We start from the raw sequence: 19,194 nt of genomic DNA on the forward strand, positions 1-19,194 counted from the left end.
CGATGAAGTCAACGCTACTGGTGGGCGCGCTGCTCACCGCAATCACGACCACGGGCGCCTTCGCACAGGCGATCAAGCTTGCCGACGTCGCCGAGCTCTCGGGCGGCGGCGCCACCGTCGGCACCAACTGGAAGAACGGCATCGACCTCGCCATCGAGGAGATCAACGCCAAGGGCGGCGTGCTCGGCCGCAAGCTCGAAGTCACCCACGCCGACTCGCAGTCCAATCCCGGCGTTGCCCGCGCCCAGGTGCAGAAGGCGCTCGACGCCGAACCTTACGTGCTGCTCGGGCCCGGCTATTCCGGTTCCGTGAAGGTCACCGCGCCGCTCGCGGCCGAAGCCGGCATCGCGCAGATCATGGGCGGCGAAGCCGCCGAGCTGACGCAGGCCGGCAACAAGTTCCTGTTCCGCACCTCGTTCGGCCAGCAGTCCTCGATGCCGAAGGTCGCAAAATACATCCACGACGACATGAAGGCGAAGACGGTCGCGGTGGTCTGGGTCAACAACGACTTCGGCCGCGGCGGCCGCGACGTCGTCGTCAAGGAACTCGACCGGCTCGGCTCCAAGGTCGTCGCCGACCTCTCGACCGAAGCGGGCCAGGCCGATTTCGCCGCCGACGTCGGCAAGATCAAGGCTGCCAATCCCGACGCCGTGTTCGTCTATCTGAATGAAGAAGAGAGCGCGCGCATCCTCAAAGAGCTGAAGCGCCAGGGCGTCACCGCACCGCTGATGGGCGAGACCACGCTGATCGGCCAGAAGGTGATCGAGCTCGCCGGCGATGCCGCCAACGGCGCGCGCGGCCATGTCGGCCTCACCACCGATGCGCCGGTCGATTTGATCAAGGCGTTCCGCGAGAAGTTCTCCAAGAAGTACAATTACGTCCCCGATCATAACGGCCTGAAGGGCTATCTCGCCGTCTACATGGTCAAGGCGACCACCGAGAAGATGGGCAAGGTCGATTCCAAGGCCTTCGCCGACACGCTGCACGGCCTGACCATCAAGGCAGCCGACGAGCCGGGCATCCTGATGGACGTCACCTTCAACGAGACCGGCGACATCGACCGCCAGAGTTTTCTGGTCGAGGTGGTCGAAGGCAAACAGGTGGTGAAGCAGGTTCTGCCGAAGGTGAAGTGATCTTCGCCTCTCCCCGCGCCTGTCGCGCCGAAGCTTTAGCGAAGGCGGACGCGAGGAGAGATCTCTCGCTCCCTCGCCCCGCTCTTTGCGGGGAGAGGGTGGGGTGAGGGTGCTGCCGCGAAGACGATGAGAGACGTGCCTGCTGAGACAGCCCCTCACCCCGCCCTCTCCCCGTAAGAACGGGGAGAGGGAGACGACAGAGCGGGTGAGAGACACGAGAGGGGAAAATGTCCAACCTATTCGATCTCCTGGTCTCGGGACTGGCCACCGGCGCGATCTATGCGCTGGTTGCGGTCGGCTTCACGCTGCTGTGGCAGACCTCGCAGACCATCAACTTCGCGCAAGGCGAGTTCGTGATGCTGCCAGCGTTCTTGATGCTGGCGGCGATGCATGCCGGGGCGCCGTTCTGGCTCGCGATCATCCTCGGCATCCTCTTGTCGATGATGCTGCTCGGTCTCGCCTTCAAGATGCTGCTGGTCGATCCGATGATGCGTCATGGCGTGCTGCCGCTCGCGATCGCGACTATGGCGCTCGCCATGGGCCTCAAGGAAGCGGTCAAACAGTTCTTCAGCGCGGAGGCCTCGCCGTTCCCCTCGATCGTGCCGACCGGTGACATCTCCATCCTCGGCCACGCGGTCTCGCTGCAAAGTATCGGCGTCCTCGTCGTCGCCATTCTTGCCGTCTTCGGTCTGACCACACTGCTCAACCGCACCTCGCTCGGCCACCAGATGCAGGCCGCGGCGCAGAACCCCACGGTCGCGCGCATCATCGGCGTGCCGGTCGAGCGCATGATCCTGCTGACCTTCCTGATCAACGCCTTCCTGGTCGCGCTGGCCTCGCTGCTGATCACGCCGATTTATCTCGCCAAGTTCTCATCGGGCGAAGTACTGGGCCAGGCCGCCTTCATCGCGGCCATCGTCGGCGGCTTCAACCAGGTGCGCGGTGCCATCGCCGGCGGCCTCCTGATCGGCGTGCTCGACAATCTCGCGGCATCCTATGTCTCCACGCAATATCGCGCCGCCGTGCCGCTGATCTTCCTGATCGTCGTCATCCTGTTCCGGCCGCAAGGGTTGCTCGGCCGCGCCGAGGAGCGCACGGTATGAGCGGTTTTGCCAAACCCCTGAAGATCACGCTCGCCCTCATCGTCATCGCCGGCCTGATCGTCGTTCCCATGAACTTCAACCGCTACGGCCTGTTCATCCTGAGCCAATGGGCGGTGATGACGATCGCCGCGATGGGCCTCAACCTCACGCTCGGCTATGCCGGCCAGGTCTCGCTGGCACAGGGCGCGTTCGTCGGCATCGGCGCCTATGCGGCTGCGATCATGACCACCCATGGCTGGCCGCTGCCGGCGGCGATCGTGGTCGCGATCGTCCTGAGCTTCGGCGTCGGCTGGGTGCTCGGCTATCCCGCGCTGCGCGTGCAGCACCATTACCTCGCCTTCGTCACGCTCGCCTTCTCGACGCTGGCCTTCCTGGTGTTCCGCAACGAGAGCTGGCTCACCGGCGGCATCTACGGCATCTCCAACATTCCGCGTCCCCATTTCTTCGGGATCGCAACCAACAAGCCGCTGCCCTTCTACTATGTCTGCTTGGGATCACTCGCGATCGTCTCGCTCGCGGTGTGGTGGCTGATCCGCTCGCCCTGGGGCCGCGCCTTCATGGCGCTGCGCGAGAATCCGCTGCGCGCGCAATCGCTCGGTATCGACACGCGCCGCTACACGCTGATGGCCTTTGCGATCGGCTCGGCGCTCGGCGGCATCGCCGGTGCGCTCTACGCGCCGCTGACGCAATATATCGACCCGGTTCCCTTCAACCTCTCGCTGTCGCTCGACCTCCTGATGATGGTGATCGTCGGCGGCGCCGGCTTCTATTTCGGCCCGTTCCTGGGAGCGATGATCGCGGTGCTGCTGCCGGAATGGCTGCGCTTCACCGAAGGCTATTACCTGATGCTCTATGCGGTCGCGGTGATGCTGCTGCTGATCTGGTCGCCGACCGGCATTCTGGGAATCCTCGATCGCACCATGGCGGCACGGCGAACCAAGGCGGCTTCTGCGCTGCGCGCTGTCGCAAAGTCCCGGCTGGAGACGGTGCAATGAGCGCGGTCCTCGAAGTCACTGACATCAAGAAGAGCTTTGGCGGCATCCACGCGGTCAACGGTGTCTCCTTCGACGTGCGCGAGGGTGAGATACTTGGTCTGATCGGCCCGAACGGTTGCGGCAAGTCCACGCTGTTCAACTGCATTCTCGGCCAGATCACGCCATCGGGCGGCGAGGTCAAGCTCGACGGCAAGGTGGTCACGGGCCTGCGGCCGGCCGAGCTCAACAAGCTCGGCGTCAGCCGCACCTTCCAGCTCCTGCAAGTCTTCCCGAAACTCTCGGTGCGCGAGAATCTGATCCTCGCGGGGCAGGAGCACCAGGGCACTATGGCCTCGCGCCTGGTCGGCCGCTCCGATGCCGGACTGACGGATACCGCCAACCAGATGATCGGCTTCTTCAAGCTCGACCACCTCGCCGCCGAGCCCGCCGGCGGCCTGTCCTACGGTCAGCAAAAGCTGCTCGACGCTGCCATGGCCTTCATGGGCGGGCCGCGCCTGGTGCTGCTCGACGAGCCCGCCGGCGGCGTCAATCCGACGATGCTGTCAGATCTGAAGGAACGTCTCGTCGCGATCAACCGCGACAAGAACGCCACCTTCGTCGTGATCGAGCACAACATGGAATTCGTGATGTCGCTGTGCTCGCGCGTGATGGTGATGGCGGAAGGCAAGGTGCTGGCGATGGGGCGGCCGGACGAGGTGCGCAAAAACCCCGCCGTGATCGAAGCCTATCTCGGACATTGAGGAGCAAGCGATGAGCGACCCGATCCTCTCGGTTCACAATCTCGTCGGCGGCTACGGCAAGATGACGATTTTGAACGGCACCACATTCTCGGTGCCGCCTGCGACGGTCACCACCATCATCGGCCCCAACGGTGCCGGCAAGTCCACCGTGTTCAAGGCGATCTTCGGCCTGCTCAAGCTGCGCGACGGCAAGATCAGCTTTGCCGGCCGCGACGTCACGAACTTGAGCCAGCGCGCGCTGCTCAACGCCGGCATCTGCTACGTACCGCAGGGCCGCAATATCTTTCCCGAGCTCTCAGTCCGCAGCAACATCGAGCTCGGCGGCGTTTCCGCCGGCAAGGGCATCGACCTGCCGACGCGGATCGAGGCGGCACTCGACCTGTTCCCGGCGCTGCGCCGCAAATCCACGCAGCAGGCTTCGACACTCTCCGGCGGCGAGCAGAAACAGCTCGAGATCGCGCGCTCGCTGCTGCTGGAGCCAAAACTGGTCCTGATCGACGAGCCCTCGATCGGCCTGTCGCCGCTGATGGTGCAGCAGACCTTCGATATCCTCAAATCCCTGCGCGACCGCGGCGTCACGATCCTGATGATCGAGCAGAACGCGCGCTCGGCGCTGGAGATCTCCGATTTCGGCATTGTGCTCGAGCTCGGCCAGACCCGCATCGTCGACAAAGCAGAACGCATTTTGAACGATCCGCGCATCGGACAATTGTTCCTTGGGGGCGCGATGGAGGATAACGCAGCATGAACAAGCGATCGATCGCGACAGTCTCTCTCTCGGGGGCGCTGGACGAAAAGCTCCGCGCCATCGCAGCCGCCGGCTTCGACGCCGTCGAGATATTCGAGAACGATCTGCTGTCGTTCGGTTCGGGCCCGCGCGAGGTGGCGCAGCTCTGTAAGGACCTCAAGCTCGAGATCTGCGCGTTCCAGCCGTTCCGCGATTTCGAGGGCATGCCGGAGCCGCAGCGCACGCGCAATTTTGCCCGCGCCGAACGCAAGTTCGATCTGATGCAGGAGCTCGGCACCGATCTGCTGCTGATCTGCTCCAACGTGTCGCCGGCCTCGCTCGGCGGAATCGACCGCGCCGCGGACGATTTTCGCGAGCTCGGCGAACGCGCCGCCAAACGGGGCTTGCGCGTCGGCTACGAGGCACTGGCCTGGGGCCGTCACGTCAACGACTATCGCGATGCCTGGGAGATCGTGCGGCGCGCCGATCATCCCGCCATCGGCGTCATCCTCGACAGCTTTCATGCGCTGGCGCCGGGCTTCCCGGTCCGCGCGATGGCCTCGATCCCCGGCGACAAGATCTTTCTGGTGCAGCTCGCCGACGCGCCGAAGCTCGAGCTCGATATTTTGTCGTGGAGCCGGCACTTCCGCTCCTTCCCCGGCCAGGGCGACCTGCCGGTCGGCGAGTTCATGAAGGCGATCGCCGCGACCGGCTATACCGGGCCGCTGTCGCTGGAAATCTTCAACGACCAGTTCCGCGCCGGCTCGGCCGCGCAGACCGCGGTCGACGGCCTGCGCTCGCTGATTCTGCTGGAGGACCAGCTTGCGCCCGATTGGCCGAAATTTGCCGGCGAGCCGCTGGCGCCGAAGGCCAAAAGCGGCGGCACCGGCTTCATCGAATTTGCCGTGAACGAGACCAAGGCGGGCGAACTCGCCCGCCTGTTCTCGCAACTCGGTTTCCGCAAGACCGGCACGCACCGCAGCAAGGCGGTGGAGCGCTGGTCGCAGGGCAAGATCGAGCTCGTGATCAATTGCGAGACCGACGGCTTTGCGCATTCGCACTACGTCACCCACGGCCCCGGCGTCTGCGCCATCGCGCTCGATGTCGACAATGCCGGCCTTGCCATGCAGCGGGCGGAGACGCTGAAGGCGCGGACCTTCTACCAGCCGGTCGGACCGGGCGAGCTGGAGATCCCCGCGATCCACGGCGTCGGCGGGAGTCTGCTGTATTTCCTCGACCAGGCCGGCAAGAACTGGGACACGGATTTCGAGCCTGTCACTGGTAATGCCGACAAGGACGCGCTGCTCGCCGTCGATCACATCGCGCAGTCGATGCCCTATGACGAGATGCTGTCCTGGCTGTTGTTCTACACCGGCATCCTCGACCTGAAGCGGCTGCCGCAGATGGAGATCGCCGACCCCCGCGGGCTCGTGCAGAGCCAGGCCATCATCAACGCCGACCAGAGTCTGCGCTTCGTCCTCAACGGCTCCTCTGCCAACCGCACTTTGCCGGCGCGCTTCATCTCGGAGTTTTTCGGCTCAGGCGTTCAGCACGTTGCGTTTTCCTGCACCGACATCTTTGCGACGGTCGCCGAGATGCGCAAGCGTGGCGCTGATTTCCTGGATATCCCCAATAATTACTACGACGACATCGAAGCCAAATACGACCTCGCCCCCGAGCTGATGGCGCAACTTCGCGCCAACCACATCCTCTACGACCGCGAGGGCGACGGCGAGTTCTTCCAGGTCTACACGCACATTTTTGATGAGCGGTTCTTCTTCGAGATCGTGGAGCGAAGGAATTATCAGGGCTTCGGCGCGGCCAATGCCGGCATCAGACTCGCCGCGCAAGCCCGCGAAGTGCGCCCCGCCAGCATGCCGCGGGTGTAGGCGCTCTATCCGCGTCGTCATTGCGAGCGCAGCGAAGCAATCCAGAGTCCCTCCGCGGAAAGATTCTGGATTGCTTCGCTGCGCTCGCAATGACGGAGGAGACAGCTGGGAGCCCCTCTCCCCGCTTGCGAGGAGAGGGAGAGGCAAAGCCTCACTTCATCGCGCACTTCTCGTGGAAACGATCCTGGTCGTTCTCGACGATGGTCGCGACGGTCTTCAGCGAGAGCTGGCCTTCGGCGTCCTTCACGACGTCCTGCAGATAGAAGCTCTGCACCGGGATGTGGTTCTTGCCGTATTTGAACGCGCCGCGCAGCGACTTGAAGTTGGCCTTTTCCATCTCGGCCTTCATCGCGTCCTTCTTGCTGGTGTCGCCCTTCACCGCGACGACCGCGCTGTTGATGAGCTGAGCCGCGTCATAGGCCTGTGCGCCGTAATAGGTCGGGCGCAGGCCCGTGTACTTCTTGCGGTAGTCGGCGACGAAGCGCTTGTTCTGCTCGTTGGGGAGGTCGTTCACCCATTCCTGCGCGCCGGGCACGCCGAGCGCGTTCTCCTTCTGCAGCGGCAGCGACAGCTCGTCGACGGTGAACGCCGTGTAGAGCGGCATCGTGCTGTTCAGGCCGGCCTGCGCATATTGATTGAGGAACTGCACGCCGGCGGCACCCGGATAGAACACGAAGATCGACTCCGCGCCCGAAGCGCGCGCCTTGGAGAGCTCGGCGGAGAAGTCGAGCTGGCTCGGCCAGACCGTGTATTCCTCGCCCTTGATCTCACCCTTGAACGTGCTCTTCACGCCCGCGAGCATGTCCTTGCCGGCCGCGTAGTTCGGCCCGATCAGGAACACGCTCTTGACGCCCTTCTGGTTCATGTAGAGGCCCATCGCCGCGGGCGTCTGGTCGTTCTGCCAGGAGGTCGAGAACACGTAAGGCGAGCACAGTTCGCCGGCGAGCTGCGACGGGCCGGCATTGGCCGAGATCAGGAAGGTCTGCGAATCCACCGCGGTCTTGAGCGAGGCGAGCAGCACGTTCGACCAGATGTAGCCGACGATGAAATCGACCTTGTCGGACTGCACCAGCTTCTCGGTCTTCTGCTTGCCGACATCAGGCTTCTGGCCGTCGTCCTCGTAGATCACCTCGACCGGCTTGCCGTCCATCTTGCGGCCCATGTGGTCGAGCGCGAGCTCGAAGGAATTGCGCATGTCGTTGCCGATCACGGCGGTCGGGCCGCTGAAGGTCGAGACGAAACCGATCTTGATGGTGTCGCCGGCGAATGCCGGGCTCGCCAGCACCAGCGCCGCTGCGCCCGCCAGCCAGAATGCCGTCCTCATAACCACTCCCCTCCTTATTATTGATCCCGGAAACGGGGTGATCGCCGTCCCGGGTCTGTCTCTATTGAACGCAAAATCTGTCGCCCCGCCAATGGCTCAGCGCCCGCCCCTGCACCATATTTCGCCCCAATCGAGTATGGCAAGAAATATAATTCTACTCACTTCGGCCAAGGCCGGTCCAAGGCTACGGCGCTTTTTCGCGCCCGATCGATACATCCGGCCTATGCGACGATTGATGACGGCTATTGGACCGCGGCGCCCAATCAGCACTTAAATAAGGGAAGTGAGCAGCGAGATTCGAGGGCGCATCATGGCCGCAAATCCCCACCGCGTCGTCATCGTCGGAGCCGGCTTCGGCGGGCTGGAGACGACCTATCGGCTTGCAGGCACGCCGGTCGAGATCACGCTGATCGACCGCCGCAACCATCATCTGTTTCAGCCGCTGCTCTACCAGGTCGCGACCGCCTCGCTCGCGACCAGCGAGATCGCCTGGCCGATCCGGCATCTGATGCGCGACCGGCGCGAGGTGACGACGCTGTTTGCGACCGTCAGCGGCGTCGATGCCGACAGGCGCTGCGTGCTGATCGACGACGGCAGCGAGGTGCCCTACGACACGCTGGTGCTCGCGACCGGCGCGCGCCACGCCTATTTCGGCCACGATGAATGGGAGGCCTGGGCGCCGGGCCTGAAGACGCTGGAGGATGCCACCACGCTGCGCCGGCACATTCTGGTGGCGTTCGAGCGTGCCGAGCGCGAGACCGATCCGGTCAAGCGCGCGGCGCGGCTGACCTTTGTCATCGTCGGTGCCGGCCCCACCGGTGTGGAGCTCGCCGGCACCATCGCCGAGATGGCGCACCACACGCTGCCCGCCGATTTCCGCAACATCGACACCCACAAGGCGCGCGTGGTGCTGATCGAGGCCGGTCCGCGCGTGCTGGCGGGCTTTCCCGACGATCTCTCCGCTTATGCGCAGGCCTCGCTCGAGAAGATCGGCGTCGAGGTCGTGCTGGGGCAGGCCGTCACCGAGATCAACCGTGAAGGCGTCGTGTTCGGCGGCAAGCTGCTCGAGGCCAAGACGCGGATCTGGGCCGCCGGCGTGCGCGCTTCGCCGGCCGCCGAGTGGCTCGACGCACCGGCCGATCGGGCCGGCCGCGCGCAGGTCGAGAACGACCTCACCATCCCCGGCCATCCCGAGATTTTTGCGATCGGCGATACCGTCAACATCAACGCCTGGGAGGGCAAGCCGGTGCCCGGCATCGCGCCGGCCGCGAAGCAGCAGGGCCGCCACGTCGCCGAGACCATCAAGGCGCGCCTGCGCGGCGAGAACAAGGGAGCGTTCCGCTACAAGCACTCCGGCAGCCTCGCGCAGATCGGCAAGCGGCTCGCCGTGATCGACTTCGGCAAGGTCAAGCTGCGCGGCACCATCGCGTGGTGGATCTGGGGCATCGCCCACATCTACTTCCTGATCGGCCTGCGCCACCGCCTCAGCGTCGCCCTGAGCTGGCTCTGGATCTACGCGCGGGATCAGCGGGCGGCGCGGCTGATCACGCAGGGCAGCAGCAAGGTGGCGTAACGATGCTCTCGTGTCCCGGACGCGGCGCGGCATGTAATGACGCGACGCAGAGCCGGGACCCAGAAGTTGTGGGCCCCGGCCCTGTAGCGCAGCGCTACGCGCCGCACTGCGTCCGGGGCACGACACCCTACTTCACCAACTCGCACCCGCCCTCCGCCATCGGCCTGAACGCCTGCTCCGCCGGAATCGTCGAGACCAGCTTGTAATAGTCGTATGGATATTTCGACTCCTCCGGCTTCTTCACCTCGAACAGGTACATCGGATGCACGACGCGGCCGTCCTGGCGGATCGCGGTGTCGCCGAACAGCTTGTCCTTGCCTTTGAACTTCTTCATCTCCGGCACGGCATCCTTGGCATTGTCGCTGCCGGTCGCCGCGACAGCGTTGAGATAGGCGAGCGTGGAGGCATAGACGCCGGCCTGGTTGCCGCTCGGCATCTTGCCGTTCATGCCGGGCCGCGCGGCGAAACGTTTGGCGAAGGCGCGGGTGTCGTCGTTCATATCCCAGTAAAACGCCTCCATCAGTTGGAGGCCCTGCGCGACCTTGATGCCCATGCCGTGGATGTCGTTGATGAAGAGCAGGAACGCCACGAGCTTCTGCCCGCCCTGCTGGATGCCGAACTCGGCGGCCTGCTTCACCGCGTTGATGGTGTCGCCGCCAGCATTGGCAAGGCCGATCACCTGCGCCTTCGAGCTTTGCGCCTGCAACAGGAACGAGGCGAAGTCGGACGTGCCGAGCGGATGTTTCGAGGAGCCCAGCACCTTGCCGCCGTGACCCTCGATATATTTCTGCGCTTCAGCCTCGATGCCTTTGCCCAGCGCGTAGTCGACCGTCAGAAAGTACCAATCCTTGCCGCCGCGCGACATCATTGCAGCTGCGGTGGTGTTGCCGGTCGCCCAGGCGTCGTTGACCCACTGGATCGTATTCGGCGAGCAGGCCTTGCCGGTGAGATCCGAGCTTGCCGTTGACGACGCCAGTAAGGTCATGCGGCTGTCGCGCAGCAGCGCGTTGATGGAAAGGCCGACAGCCGAGTTCGGCACGTCGACGATCGCGTCCACGCCTTCGACATCGAGCCATTTGCGCGCGATGGCGTTGCCGACGTCGGCCTTGTTCTGGTGATCGGCATAGACGATCTCGACCTTGATGCCCTTGCCGCCGCCGTTGAAATCCTCGGCCGCCATGCGCGCGGCCTCGACCGAGCCCATGCCGTTGGTATCCTGGAAAATGCCGGAGATGTCGTTGAGCACGCCGACGCGCACGACATTGTCGGAAATCTCGGCGCTCGCCACGCCGCTCACGAGGCTTGCGGCGAGCGCAAGCGTCCACTTCAGATGTTTCATTGGCCCCTCCCCTTTGTATGGTGCGCCGGTCGTTGCCGGAACACCCCAAAAAATCAGATCTGCCGCTCCGGCAGTCTCAGCACGAGCCCGTCGAGCGCGGGCGTGATCGTGAGCTGGCAGGACAGCCGGCTGTTCGGCGTCCGCTCGGCCGCGGTGCCGTCGAGCAGCGCGTCCTCGTCGTCGGCGATCGCAGGCAACCGCGCGAGCCAGGCTTCGTCGATATAGACGTGACAGGTCGCACACATCGCGTTGCCGCCGCATTCGGCCAAGATGCCGTTGAGGCCGTGACGGGTCGCGGCCTGCATGGCGCTTTCGCCGTCGCCGGTCTCGACGCGGTCGGACTTGCCGTCCGGATGAATGAAGGTGATGGCGGGCATGAAACTCCTCGTCAGGCCGGGGTGATGGTGACAGGCAGGCTGTCGAGCCCGCGCAGCGTGTTGTTGAAGCGGCGCTTCGGATCGCCCGTGATCTCGATCTTCGCGATGCGGCGCGCCAGGGCAGTCAGCATCACCTCGCCCTCGAGGCGGGCGACGAGCTGGCCGACGCACATGTGGATGCCGGAGCCGAAGCCGACGTGACCGGAGGTACGGCGGGTGATGTCGTAGCTGTCCGGCCTGTCCCAGCGCCGCGGGTCGCGGTTGGCGGCGGCGAGGAACATCAGCACCTTCTCGCCCTCGCCGATCCGCGCGCCCGACAGCTCGACCTCGCGCCTGGTGGTGCGGAAGAAGGTCTGCACCGGGCTCTCGAAGCGCACCGCTTCCTCGAACGCGTTGCGCGCGAGCGAAAGATCATCGCGCAGGCGCTGCCATTGGTCAGGGAAGCGCGCGAGACAATAGACGGCCGCGCCGATGCCGTTGACAGTTGTATCGAGACCGGCGGAGAGCAGCGAGCGCACCAGCAGCGGCGCCTCGGTCGCCGTGATGGCGCCGTCGTCGACCTGCGCATGAATGCAGGCGCCGAAGCCGCCGGGCGCGAGATTGTCGCGCTGGCACTGCTCGGCGACATAGGCCTGGTGCGGCGTCGAGCGCGCGATCGCCTGCTGGCGCAGCTCGTTGGGCGGTCCGAAGGCGTTGAACACGACGCTCGCATAAGGAATGAGATGCTCGCGCCCCTCCGGCTTCAACCCGAGCGCATCGGGAAAAATCGACAACGGATAGGCTTCCGCGAGATCCGTGATCGCATCGAAGCTGCGCTTGTCGAGCAGCGCGTCGACCCGCTCCTCGGCTGCTGCGGCAAAGCGGTCGCGCACCTGCTTCATCACGGTCGGCGACAGCACCTTCGACAGCACGGCCCGGGTGCGGGTGTGCGCGGGCGGATCAGCCTCCAGAATCAGGCTCGGCGGCCGCCACGGCGTCTCCTTCTTGAAGTCGGACAGGCCGACGCCGCGGCTGGAGCAGAAGGTCGCGGGATCGTTCAGGACGGCATGGACCTCGGCATAGCGCGCTACGCCGTAGACGTTCCACTTGTCGAGATAGACCACCGGTCCCGTCTCGCGCAGCAGCTCGTGCGTGGGATAGGGGTCGGCGAAAAATTTCATGTCGAAGGGATCGACGTCGAGATGCGGAATGGCTGACAAACCATGCGTCGCTGGGGAGCCGATTGTGCTCATTGAAGTCCTCCCTCACTTTGATCTTGTGAAACGCGGCCGCATGCCCTTAGGTCTGCAGGCACCTTGCGAGTCAAAAATCCCGACATGCCGACGCCTTCGCCCCGATCCCGCCAGAGACCTGCGTCCGTCGAAGCCGGGCCGACGCTCGATCTCGATCGCTACGTCCCGGCGCTCATCACCTTCATCGCCAACAAGCTCTCGAACAGCGCGACTGCGTTCTATCAGCGGCAGTTCGGCGTCAACGTCACGGAATGGCGGATCATGTCGCTGCTGGCGATCGAGCCCGGCATTCCGGCCTCGCGCATCTGCCACGTGATCGGATTTGACAAGGGGCCGGTGAGCCGGACGCTGGCTGGCCTCGAGAAGCGCGGGCTGGTGTCGATCCGCACCGATCCCAACGACGGCCGCACTCATTCGATCTCGCTGACGGCAAAAGGTCGCGCCACCCATGACAAGGTGATCGTTGCAGCGCTCGACCGCGAACGGCGCCTGCTGTCGTGCCTCAACAAGGACGAGCGCGAGGTGCTGATCGACCTGGTCCGCCGGCTGCACGAGAATCTCGGCGCGGTGACCGGCAGCACCGAGACCTGACAGGCCGCGCGCCGGGCGCCGCCCCCCATCACCTCCGGGCATGCGCCGGCATCTGCCGACGGCAGCACTCCTGCCGAGCATCGTTTCCTCCAAGATCGGACGCAGCGGTTGCCCCGCCGTCGTCCTTGTTTGGAACGGTTCGCACAAATTAGTTGCTTAGGCAACAAAAGAATCATGCAGGATATTGCGGCAGAATGGCTGGCGTATTGGGCGTGGTGCTTCACTCCCTCTCCCCGTTCTTACGGGGTGAGGGGCCTCTCTCCACACGCGAGATCGGCGAAAGACCTGTACCCCCTCACCCGGATCGCAAGAGCGATCCGACCTCTCCCCGCAAGCGGGGAGAGGTAAAGAGGGCGCGAGCTCGGCCTGGATCAACGATGAGCTACAGCCCCACCCACTCGCCCGACGCATCGTCATTCAACCGCGTCACCGCATCCGCACGCCGCGTCAGCACGGCACGCTGGTTGATGTAGCCCTTGTCGGTGATCTCGCCGCCATCGACCGACGGCGGCTCGGCGAGCAGCAACGCGCGGGTGGCGTGGCCGGAGGAGTTAGCACCCTGCTGCTTCAGTTTTGCCAGTCCCTGCGCAATCGCGGCCCTGACCTTGTCATGCGCCAGCACGTCGTTCACGCTGGCGGCTTCGGGCAGACCGGCATGCGCGCGACAGGCGGCAATGTTCGGGAACACCAGGAAGCGCACGTCATCGCCGCCATGGCCGGCGACAACAATGTCCTGCGCGAGCGGCGCCAGCGCGGCGATGCCGGCAACGCGCAGCGTGCCGACGCTGACCCAGGTGCCGGAATTAAGCTTGAAGTCCTCGGCAACGCGGCCGTCGAAGAACAGGCCGCGCTCGGGCCGCTCCGCATCGGCGAGCTTCACGGCATCGCCAATCAGATAAAAGCCCTCCTCGTCAAAGGCCTGCTTCGTCAGTTCGGGCGCCTTCCAATAGCCCGGCGTGACGTTGGGTCCGCGCACGCGCACTTCCAGCTTGTCGCCGGAGGCGACGAGCTTCAACTCGGTGCCGGGAATGGGCACGCCGATATTGCCGGATCGTTCCGCGAGGAAATGGCAGTCTGCGGCGAGCGGCGACGTCTCCGTCGAGCCCCAGGCCGAAACCATCGGCAAGGCACGGCCGACGGTCTCGATGGAAAGCTGCTCCAGCGCATCCCAGAGATTCTGCGGTAAGGCGGCGCCGGCATAGAAGGCGAACTTCACCTCGCTGAAGAAGCGGCGGCGCAATTTCTCGTCGCTACGCAGCGCCGCGATCAGCATGTCAAAGCCGCGCGGCACGTTGAAATAAACCGTCGGCATCACGCTCTTCAGATTGGCCAGCGACGTCGCAAACAGGCCGGGCGCCGGCTTGCCGCCGTCGATATAGAGCGAGCCGCCGTTGCGCAGCACGAGATTGAAATTGTGGTTGGCGCCGAAGGTGTGGCTCCACGGCAGCCAGTCGAGAATAACGAGTTCGCTGCCGGCCTGCTTGAGGAAAGTCCAGGTCTGCGCCTTGGCCTGCTGGCTGGAGGTCAGCATCCGCTGGGTGTTGATCACAGCCTTGGGCGTGCCGGTCGAGCCTGACGTGAACAGGAACTTTGCGATCGTGTCAGGCGTCACCGCGGCGAAGGCTTTTGCGACGTCAGGCGTTTCAGGCGTTGCCGCAATGGTGCGGAAGGCGAGCGCATCGGCGTCGCCGGCGTTGCCACTGATGATCTGCGCCGTGTGTAGCGGCTTGATTGCAGCGAGCGCCGCCGCAAACGGCTTGGTGCTAGACACATAGATCGCGCCGGGCTCAAGCAGCGCGATCATGCTTTTCAGCTTGTCGAAATCCTTCGACATCAGCGAATAGGCCGGCGAGATCGCCGCCGAGGGCACACCGACATGCTGGGCGGCCAGCGCAAGCAGCGCGTGATCGATGCTGTTGTCGGAGAGAATGACGACGGGACGCTCAGCGCTAAGCTCCTGCGCCAGGATCCACGACGCGGCCGCACGGACCCGCCGCAGGGCACCCGCGTAGGTCATGGTGGCCCACGGCGTATCGGCGCTATCGCGCTCAGCGAGGAAGATCGCGTCAGGCGTTTGCCGCGCAAAATGCTCCAGCCAGTCGCCGATGCAGCGCGCGCTGTCGCGCAGGGGCTCGGGCGAGCGCAGCACGATGCTGCCGTCGGCGCGATGCTCGGCCACCGTCCTTGGCGTTGCGAACAGGCTCGAAGCCTCACCGCGTGCGGCTGACATCATGGTTTCCTCCTCGCCCGAAACAGGGTCGGCCCGCAGCCTCGTTCCGGGCTGCTTTGGTCATAATGTTGGGCAGGGCAATTGTTGTCGTCAACAACAATCTTCCGCTCGGCGCGCCGAGGCGCTAAAGTTGCAGGTGAGGAGACACGATGTGACAGCCAGCGCAGCCAGAGCCGATATCCGCCCCTCCCCCCGCAAACGCGCCGGCAACGGCACCGCGCGGCGGATCGACGCGGACGAGATCGGCCTCGACGCCCTGGTCGGCCACGCCGGCTATGCCGTGCGGCGCTTCCAGATCTGGATCTTCCAGGACTTCATCAAGACGCTCGGTGACGTCGACATCCGGCCGACGCAATATTCCGTGCTGACCGTGATCGGCGCCAATCCCGGCCTGTCGCAGATGGCGGTGGCCAAACGCCTCGGCATCGAGCGGGCGCGGCTGGTGCACCTGCTCGACAGCCTCGAGCAACGCAAGCTGGTGAAGCGGATCAAGTCCAAGGCCGACCGCCGCTCCCACGCGCTGCATCTCACCGCGCCCGGCGAGACCGCATTGGCCAAATTCAAGCGCCTCGCCGCCGAGCACGAGCGGCATGTCGAGGAGAAGATCGGCAAGGAGAACCGGGAGCGGCTGCTCCGGATCCTGGCTGACTTCACCTGATCCAGAACACCTGATCCAGAACTGCACACGATTTGGGCAGATGCCCGGAACAGGGCGCCGTCGCAGCTTGCTCCCTAGCCACAAAATCTCTCAAGTCCATGATCTCGCGATAATATCCGGGGCGACCGCGCTGCCCGGATAATGTACACAATGGCACATCGCTTGCTTCAATCCGGGTAAGACCTGTTGCCGGAGTTTTGTCACCATGGGGGCTGAGCAGCCTGAAACGATCGCCGCGATTGTGGCCGCGCATCGCGCGGGCACGATGACGCCGGCGCAGACGATCGCGCGGACCTATCAGCGCATTCGGGACCACAACGATCCCGCCACCTTCATCAGCCTGCGCGACGAGAAGGACGCGATCGCGGAGGCCGAGAAGCTGGCCGCGAAGGATGCCGCGAGCCTGCCGCTCTATGGCGTGCCGGTTGCGGTGAAGGACAATATCGACGCGCTGGGTTTTCCGACCACGGCAGCCTGCCCGGCTTTCTCGTTTACGCCGACCCATGACTCGACCGCGGTGGAGCGGCTGCGCGCCGCTGGCGCGATCATCATCGGCAAGACCAATCTCGACCAGTTCGCGACCGGCCTTGTCGGCGTGCGCTCGCCCTATGGCATTCCCAAGAATTCGATCCGCGATGATCTGATTCCCGGCGGATCGAGCTCGGGCTCCGCCGTGGCGGTCGGCGCGGGCCTCGTGCCGCTGACGCTCGGCACGGATACCGCCGGCAGCGGCCGCGTGCCGGCGATGCTCAACAACATCGTCGGGCTGAAGCCGAGCCTCGGCATGATCTCGACCGCGGGCCTCGTGCCGGCCTGTCGCACGCTCGACTGCATCTCCGTGTTCGCGCTGACGGTGGACGACGCCGCGCTCGCGCTCTCGGTGATGGCCGGCCCCGACCAGGCCGATCCGTTCTCGCGCGACCGGCCGCTCGGCGCGATCACGCCGTTCCCGGCAAACTTGCGCCTGGGCGTGCCGCGCAACGGGCAGTTGATCTTCTTCGGCGACAAGGAGGCTGAGGCCGCCTATGCCGATGCGCTGAAGCGCTGGACCGCGCTCGGCGCAACTTTGGTCGAGTTCGACCTCGAGCCGTTCTACGAGACGGCGCGGCTGCTCTATGAAGGTCCCTGGGTCGCCGAGCGCTATCTCGTGATCAAGAACCTGCTGGCGTCCGCCCCCGATTCAATTCACCCGGTGACGCGTGAAATCACCGCGGCCGGCGCGCGGCTGACGGCAGCCGACACCTTCTCCGCGCTCTACCGCCTGCAGGGTCTGCGCAAGATCGCCGAACGCACTTTTGCGAACATCGACGCACTGGTGCTGCCGACGGCGCCGACTGCGTATACGACCGCGCAGGTGCTGGCCAATCCGATCGAGCTCAACAGCCGGCTCGGCACTTACACCAATTTCGTCAATCTGCTCGACCTCTGCGGCCTCGCCATCCCGGCTTCGATGCGGGCCGACGGGATTCCGTTCGGCATCACGCTACTGGCGCCGGCAGGACGCGACGCGATGCTTGCAAGCATCGGCCGTGTGTTCCATGCGGATACGAAGCTGAGCGTTGGCGCGAAGGGCGTGGCGCAGACACCGCTCGCGCCGCTGCCGGCGAACGACGGCGACGAGATCCCGATCGCCGTTGTCGGCGCGCATCTCTCCGGCATGGCGCTAAATGGCGAATTGACGGCGCTGAACGCAAAGCTTGTCGAGGCGACCAGGACCGCGCCGGACTACAAGCTCTACGCGCTCAAGACCACGCCGCAGAAGCCAGGCCTGCTGCGCGTCGCGGCCGGCACGGGCGCGTCGATCGAGCTGGAGATCTGGTCGCTGTCCTCATCCGCCTTCGGCAAGTTCGTCAACGCGATCCCTGCGCCGATGGCGATCGGCACGGTGCGGCTTGGAGATGGACGGAGCGTGAAGGGATTTCTCGTCGAGCCGGAGGTGCTGGGCGAGGCGCGCGATATCACCGCGTATGGCGGCTGGCGCGCGTATATGAAGGAAGCCGCGACGACGTAGGTCTCGTGTCCCGGGCGCGGCGCATCACGCAGTGGTGCGCTGCTGAACCGGGACTCATGGCGACGACTGCGCATAATGGATAGATGGGTCCCGGCTCTGCGGAGCAGCGCTACGCGCTGCACCGCGTCCGGGACACGGTCTCGCTACACCGACACCGCGTAGATCTCATACTCCCCGCGCACCAGCTCGATATGCGCGCGCATCGCGGCGGCGGCGCCCTGCTTGTCGCCGCGCATGATGGCGACGACGACGCGGTCGTGCTCAGCCTGCGATTTTGCCAGGCGGCCGAGATTGCGGAACTGGGCGCGGCGGAACGGCTGCACGCGCACGCGGGTCGCCAGCGTGATCTCGGCGATATAGCCGTTCTGCGAGCCCGCATAGATCGCGTTGTGGAAGCGCTCGTTGACCTCGTGGAAACGATCGGGATTGCCGGCGTAGCTGAGCACCCGCAGCTCTTCGTGGACGGCCTCCAGGCCATGACGCTCGGCGGCCGACATGCGCTCGGCGGCAAGGCCGGCGCACAGCGCCTCGAGCTCTGCCATCGCCTCGAACATGCTCTTGAGGCGCTCGATCGACGGCCGCGCCACCACCGCACCGCGATGGGGCCGCGCCTCGACCAGACCGCTCGCTACCAGTTGCCGCAACGCTTCGCGCACCGGGGTCCGCGACACGCTGAAACGGCGCGCGATGTCGGTCTCGTCCAACGGTGCGCCGGGGGCGAGAGTTCCGCGCACGATCTCGTCGGCAAGCTGAAGCCGCAGCTCCTCGGCGCGCGTGACCTTGTGCACGCTGGGCTGCGCCCGGTCGACCCGTGGCACCACCGGCTCGGCCGGCAGCGTCCCGGGCGGAAGATCGTCAAGCGTCATACGGTCACGTCTCTTTCGACTCGTCGATGATGCTGACATGGGCGGCGACGACGCGCCAGCCCTCCGGGAAGCGAATCCAGGTCTGCATCTGCCGGCCGACCTTGCCGGGAGCCGTGTCGCGATAGAACAAGGTGGAGGCCACCGCCGTGTCGCGGCCATAGCTGGAGATCACCGTCTTGACGGTGCGGCGGTTGAGGCCGACCGGCGAGCGGCCGGCACGGAACCCGGAGATCGCCTCATAGCCGTAGAGGTTCTCGCCGATGCCGTAGCGCAGCGTGCGGGGATCGTTGCGGAACAATTCGCCGAGCACGGCGACGTCGTTGGTGACGAGGGCCTGCTCATAGCGCTCGAACGCGGCTTTGACTTCCGCGATCACATCGGGGAGATCGATCTCCATCTCAAATTC

General features: G+C 65.2%; 17 protein-coding genes. 10 read left to right on the plus strand and 7 right to left on the minus strand.

Annotation, left to right across the window (positions count from 1 at the left end; all coding sequences use genetic code 11):
- The first annotated feature begins 2 nt into the window (after positions 1–2).
- From RAD16_RS15100 to RAD16_RS15125, 6 genes are all read left to right on the plus strand, one after another.
- Positions 3–1,133, plus strand: coding sequence for an ABC transporter substrate-binding protein (locus tag RAD16_RS15100; RefSeq protein WP_458158673.1), 1,131 nt, complete (start codon positions 3–5; stop codon positions 1,131–1,133).
- A gap of 227 nt (positions 1,134–1,360) precedes the next feature.
- Positions 1,361–2,236, plus strand: a complete 876-nt coding sequence (locus RAD16_RS15105) for a branched-chain amino acid ABC transporter permease (RefSeq protein ID WP_458158674.1) — start codon at positions 1,361–1,363, stop codon at positions 2,234–2,236.
- Positions 2,233–3,231 carry a branched-chain amino acid ABC transporter permease gene (locus RAD16_RS15110; protein ID WP_458158675.1) on the plus strand — a complete coding sequence of 333 codons (999 nt, stop codon included), beginning with the start codon at positions 2,233–2,235 and terminating at the stop codon, positions 3,229–3,231. Before RAD16_RS15105 ends, RAD16_RS15110 begins: the two co-directional genes overlap by 4 nt.
- Positions 3,228–3,971: an ABC transporter ATP-binding protein gene (locus RAD16_RS15115; RefSeq protein ID WP_458158676.1), complete on the plus strand. Its 744-nt coding sequence runs from the start codon at positions 3,228–3,230 to the stop codon at positions 3,969–3,971. The genes RAD16_RS15110 and RAD16_RS15115 overlap by 4 nt, the downstream gene beginning before the upstream one ends.
- A 10-nt stretch (positions 3,972–3,981) precedes the next feature.
- Complete coding sequence (locus RAD16_RS15120; protein ID WP_458158677.1) at positions 3,982–4,719, plus strand: ABC transporter ATP-binding protein; 738 nt, start codon at positions 3,982–3,984, stop codon at positions 4,717–4,719.
- On the plus strand, positions 4,716–6,587 hold the full coding sequence (locus RAD16_RS15125) for a bifunctional sugar phosphate isomerase/epimerase/4-hydroxyphenylpyruvate dioxygenase family protein (protein ID WP_458158678.1): 1,872 nt from the start codon (positions 4,716–4,718) through the stop codon (positions 6,585–6,587). The genes RAD16_RS15120 and RAD16_RS15125 overlap by 4 nt, the downstream gene beginning before the upstream one ends.
- A gap of 151 nt (positions 6,588–6,738) precedes the next feature.
- On the opposite strand, the gene RAD16_RS15130 is transcribed toward RAD16_RS15125, so the two are convergent.
- Positions 6,739–7,911 carry an ABC transporter substrate-binding protein gene (locus RAD16_RS15130; RefSeq protein ID WP_458158679.1) on the minus strand — a complete coding sequence of 391 codons (1,173 nt, stop codon included), beginning with the start codon at positions 7,909–7,911 and terminating at the stop codon, positions 6,739–6,741.
- Positions 7,912–8,221: 310 nt separating this feature from the next.
- Between RAD16_RS15130 and RAD16_RS15135 the strand changes: the two genes are divergently transcribed.
- Positions 8,222–9,484, plus strand: coding sequence for an NAD(P)/FAD-dependent oxidoreductase (locus tag RAD16_RS15135; protein ID WP_458158680.1), 1,263 nt, complete (start codon positions 8,222–8,224; stop codon positions 9,482–9,484).
- Positions 9,485–9,611: 127 nt separating this feature from the next.
- On the opposite strand, the gene RAD16_RS15140 is transcribed toward RAD16_RS15135, so the two are convergent.
- Genes RAD16_RS15140 through RAD16_RS15150 form a run of 3 tightly spaced genes read right to left on the minus strand, consistent with a single transcriptional unit; the run spans position 9,612 to position 12,432 of the window.
- A complete protein-coding gene (locus RAD16_RS15140) occupies positions 9,612–10,823 on the minus strand; it encodes an ABC transporter substrate-binding protein (protein WP_458158681.1) in 1,212 nt (403 codons plus the stop codon).
- 53 nt (positions 10,824–10,876) lie between these two features.
- Complete coding sequence (locus RAD16_RS15145) at positions 10,877–11,200, minus strand: 2Fe-2S iron-sulfur cluster-binding protein (protein WP_458158682.1); 324 nt, start codon at positions 11,198–11,200, stop codon at positions 10,877–10,879.
- 11 nt (positions 11,201–11,211) lie between these two features.
- A complete protein-coding gene (locus tag RAD16_RS15150) occupies positions 11,212–12,432 on the minus strand; it encodes a cytochrome P450 (protein WP_458158683.1) in 1,221 nt (406 codons plus the stop codon).
- An 84-nt stretch (positions 12,433–12,516) separates the two neighbouring features.
- On the opposite strand from RAD16_RS15150, the gene RAD16_RS15155 reads away from it, so the two are divergent.
- Complete coding sequence (locus RAD16_RS15155) at positions 12,517–13,023, plus strand: MarR family winged helix-turn-helix transcriptional regulator (protein WP_458158684.1); 507 nt, start codon at positions 12,517–12,519, stop codon at positions 13,021–13,023.
- 382 nt (positions 13,024–13,405) lie between these two features.
- On the opposite strand, the gene RAD16_RS15160 is transcribed toward RAD16_RS15155, so the two are convergent.
- On the minus strand, positions 13,406–15,256 hold the full coding sequence (locus RAD16_RS15160; RefSeq protein ID WP_458158685.1) for a feruloyl-CoA synthase: 1,851 nt from the start codon (positions 15,254–15,256) through the stop codon (positions 13,406–13,408).
- Between the two features lie 148 nt (positions 15,257–15,404).
- Here RAD16_RS15160 and RAD16_RS15165 point away from each other — a divergent pair, with 148 nt between their 5' ends.
- Together RAD16_RS15165 and atzF are read left to right on the plus strand one after the other, a co-directional pair.
- Entirely contained in the window at positions 15,405–15,911 is a 507-nt protein-coding gene (locus RAD16_RS15165; RefSeq protein WP_458158686.1) for a MarR family winged helix-turn-helix transcriptional regulator, read from the plus strand.
- 205 nt (positions 15,912–16,116) lie between these two features.
- Positions 16,117–17,922, plus strand: coding sequence for an allophanate hydrolase (gene atzF, locus RAD16_RS15170; RefSeq protein WP_458158687.1), 1,806 nt, complete (start codon positions 16,117–16,119; stop codon positions 17,920–17,922).
- Between the two features lie 143 nt (positions 17,923–18,065).
- On the opposite strand, the gene RAD16_RS15175 is transcribed toward atzF, so the two are convergent.
- Together RAD16_RS15175 and hpxZ are read right to left on the minus strand one after the other, a co-directional pair.
- Positions 18,066–18,788, minus strand: coding sequence for a GntR family transcriptional regulator (locus tag RAD16_RS15175; RefSeq protein WP_458158688.1), 723 nt, complete (start codon positions 18,786–18,788; stop codon positions 18,066–18,068).
- Positions 18,789–18,792: 4 nt separating this feature from the next.
- Complete coding sequence (hpxZ, locus tag RAD16_RS15180; RefSeq protein ID WP_458158689.1) at positions 18,793–19,185, minus strand: oxalurate catabolism protein HpxZ; 393 nt, start codon at positions 19,183–19,185, stop codon at positions 18,793–18,795.
- Positions 19,186–19,194: the final 9 nt, after the last annotated feature.

The sequence above is a fragment of the Bradyrhizobium sp. 18BD genome, from assembly GCF_054185225.1.

Bases quoted from the DNA above. Each gene is read 5' to 3' on its own strand.
- RAD16_RS15105 (WP_458158674.1), top strand. From the start codon at position 1,361: ATGTCCAACCTATTCGATCTCCTGGTCTCGGGACTGGCCACCGGCGCG.
- RAD16_RS15145 (WP_458158682.1), bottom strand. From the start codon at position 11,200: ATGCCCGCCATCACCTTCATTCATCCGGACGGCAAGTCCGACCGCGTC.
- RAD16_RS15120 (WP_458158677.1), top strand. From the start codon at position 3,982: ATGAGCGACCCGATCCTCTCGGTTCACAATCTCGTCGGCGGCTACGGC.
- hpxZ (WP_458158689.1), bottom strand. From the start codon at position 19,185: ATGGAGATCGATCTCCCCGATGTGATCGCGGAAGTCAAAGCCGCGTTC.
- atzF (WP_458158687.1), top strand. From the start codon at position 16,117: ATGGGGGCTGAGCAGCCTGAAACGATCGCCGCGATTGTGGCCGCGCAT.
- RAD16_RS15150 (WP_458158683.1), bottom strand. From the start codon at position 12,432: ATGAGCACAATCGGCTCCCCAGCGACGCATGGTTTGTCAGCCATTCCG.
- RAD16_RS15175 (WP_458158688.1), bottom strand. From the start codon at position 18,788: ATGACGCTTGACGATCTTCCGCCCGGGACGCTGCCGGCCGAGCCGGTG.
- RAD16_RS15140 (WP_458158681.1), bottom strand. From the start codon at position 10,823: ATGAAACATCTGAAGTGGACGCTTGCGCTCGCCGCAAGCCTCGTGAGC.
- RAD16_RS15110 (WP_458158675.1), top strand. From the start codon at position 2,233: ATGAGCGGTTTTGCCAAACCCCTGAAGATCACGCTCGCCCTCATCGTC.
- RAD16_RS15155 (WP_458158684.1), top strand. From the start codon at position 12,517: ATGCCGACGCCTTCGCCCCGATCCCGCCAGAGACCTGCGTCCGTCGAA.
- RAD16_RS15160 (WP_458158685.1), bottom strand. From the start codon at position 15,256: ATGATGTCAGCCGCACGCGGTGAGGCTTCGAGCCTGTTCGCAACGCCA.
- RAD16_RS15130 (WP_458158679.1), bottom strand. From the start codon at position 7,911: ATGAGGACGGCATTCTGGCTGGCGGGCGCAGCGGCGCTGGTGCTGGCG.
- RAD16_RS15100 (WP_458158673.1), top strand. From the start codon at position 3: ATGAAGTCAACGCTACTGGTGGGCGCGCTGCTCACCGCAATCACGACC.
- RAD16_RS15125 (WP_458158678.1), top strand. From the start codon at position 4,716: ATGAACAAGCGATCGATCGCGACAGTCTCTCTCTCGGGGGCGCTGGAC.
- RAD16_RS15135 (WP_458158680.1), top strand. From the start codon at position 8,222: ATGGCCGCAAATCCCCACCGCGTCGTCATCGTCGGAGCCGGCTTCGGC.
- RAD16_RS15115 (WP_458158676.1), top strand. From the start codon at position 3,228: ATGAGCGCGGTCCTCGAAGTCACTGACATCAAGAAGAGCTTTGGCGGC.